Annotated in this window: 1 protein-coding gene and 1 pseudogene; one reads left to right on the top strand and one right to left on the bottom strand. The window is 50.8% G+C overall.

All coding sequences use genetic code 11. The features are described 5' to 3' along the window. Positions 1–72: 72 nt before the first annotated feature. Positions 73–606: pseudogene (locus ACSZPU_RS25190) on the bottom strand (thiamine pyrophosphate-binding protein); the annotation flags it as partial. Between the two features lie 316 nt (positions 607–922). Between ACSZPU_RS25190 and ACSZPU_RS25185 the strand changes: the two are divergent. Continuing rightward, on the top strand, positions 923–1,873 hold the full coding sequence (locus tag ACSZPU_RS25185) for a sugar-binding transcriptional regulator (protein WP_499004332.1): 951 nt from the start codon (positions 923–925) through the stop codon (positions 1,871–1,873). The last annotated feature ends 371 nt before the right edge of the window (positions 1,874–2,244 follow it).

Here is a 2,244-nt window from a genome sequence, read left to right as displayed (position 1 = left end):
GGCCTCATTTCTCGCTGCCGTCCAGATCAGATGCATCGCTCTCTGGGCTAAAATCTTGTGACGACACTATCTAATAATGATCAGGTTATCGAGTTGGTAATGGGCGGCGACCAGCGCGGCTTCCCAGTTACTGCCCTCGGCCAGTTCGCCGTCGCCGGTCACGACAAACACCCGGCGTTTGCTATTGCTGCGTTTGGACGCCAGGGCGATACCGACCGCGACCGGCAGGCCGTGGCCCAGTGCGCCGGTATTGAGTTCAATACCCGGCGTTTTATGCTTCACCGGGTGGCCCGGCAGGTGTGAATCGGGATGCTGGTAGGTTGCCAGCCAGTCAACAGGGATGAATCCGGCTTCCGCAAGGATGCAGTAATACCCACCGACCGCGTGACCTTTTGACTGGATGTAAATGTCGCGTTCATCGCTGTCTTTCAGTTCTGGCGAACAGTTCAGAATGCGGAAGTAGAGTGCAGTCAGCAGCTCAACCTGGGATAAATCTGCGCCCGTGTGCCCGCCTGCCGGGCTTTCGGCATTCAGCACGATGATGCGACGGCGTACGGAGCGTGCTTTTTTTTCAAGCTCCTCAACAGAGAGCGAAAACGGATTCATAGTCCACCTCTTGAATTTATAGTCTGTATTGAATAAATATTCAATCAGGGTGAAAAAGGGCACCTGAGCAGCATTTTGCGGTCATTCTCGCAAGGTCAAACGTCAGGTGATTCACGCTTTGAATATATATTCACTATTGATCTATTATTCATAAATAAAGATATGCCTTGTACCAGGGTTTGTCTACGCCTTGTGAATGCAAATTTGGAAGAAAGGAGAATACGATCACATTTGGATCATCACGCGCTGCACTGCGCGGCTTGTTATCTATTCAGGTATGAATAAAAATGACAGGAGTTGAATTAAGGGGAAACCAATGTCAAAACAGGATGAACAGCGTTTGCTGGTGAAAATTGCCACGCTTTACTACAACGAGAACAAAAAGCAGTCTGACATCGCGACATTGCTGAACTTGTCCCAGTCATTTGTCTCACGTGCGTTGACGCGTTGTCAAAAAGAAGGACTGGTAAAAATCACCGTGGTGCAGCCCACCAATATTTTCGTCTCGCTGGAGAAGGCCATTGAGCAGCAGTATGGCATACGTCAGGCGATTGTGGTGGATGTGGGTGAGAACGCCAGCAATGCGCAGATGAAACACGCCATCGGCAGCGCGGCGGCGCACTACGTGGAAACGCGCGTCCGTCCAGAAGACCTGGTGGGGATCTCTGCCTGGAGTAGCACCATTCGTTGCATGGTCGATGAAATGCACCCGCAGAATATCCGCGCTCAGGGCGTTATCCAGCTGCTGGGCGGAGTGGGGCCGAACGGTAACGTGCAGGCGACCATTCTGACGCAGCAGTTATCGGAATATCTGGGTTGCCCGGCCTGGCTGCTGCCGTCGCAAAGTATTGAGCACTCTGTTGAGGAGCGCGCGCGGCTGGTCAATAGCCCGGACGTTGCGGCGGTGGTGGCGAAATTTGCCGAGGTCGATGTGGCGATTGTCGGCATTGGCGAGCTGGAACCGTCACAGTTGCTGAAAAACTCCGGCAACTACTACAACGAAGATATGCTGCATCTGCTGTCCGAACGCGGCGCGGTGGGGGATATCTGTCTGCATTACTACGATGCGGCAGGCAAACCGGTCCTCACTCACGAAGAAGATCCGGTTATTGGCATGGAGCTGGAACAACTCCGCGCCTGTAAGCAGGTTATCGCGCTGGCAGGCGGGCCGGAAAAACACAATGCCATCCGCGGCGCGCTGCAGGGGAATTACATTGATGTGCTGATCACGGATTACGCCACGGCACGTAGCCTGGTGAAGGAATGATTTAATCTTCTTGTATTTCAATAAATTATTTAAAATCCGCTTTTTTCTCTGATCTGATTTTTTCGACTAAGTTCACAAAAGAAACTTAATCGCCTTCACTTTGTTTCCTTTGTTTACTAATGTTCGCTCACTGAATCCTACAGTATGAACTTTGCTGGTGAACAACAATGAAAACAGCTCTCACCCCCTCCGTGAGTTTTCGGGAAAAGTTTTGCTACGGTCTTGGAGATACTTCGGCCAATATATTTATGGGCATGACTATGATGTTCCTGTCCATTTATTACACCGATGTATTTATACCCGTGATCATTGAAACTGCTTGATTTCATGCTGTCAGGGGATCATGCTCAGACCATGAACATCAGACTTTC

The organism is Phytobacter sp. V69 (assembly GCF_965644215.1).
Taxonomy (GTDB): Bacteria; Pseudomonadota; Gammaproteobacteria; order Enterobacterales; family Enterobacteriaceae; genus Phytobacter.
The sequence above is the reverse complement of the archived record's forward strand: the minus strand, read 5'-3'. Positions and strand labels throughout refer to the sequence as shown.

What these genes read in the sequence shown, in the direction of transcription:
- ACSZPU_RS25185 (WP_499004332.1), top strand. Translation starts at nt 923, where the DNA reads ATGTCAAAACAGGATGAACAGCGTTTGCTGGTGAAAATTGCCACGCTT.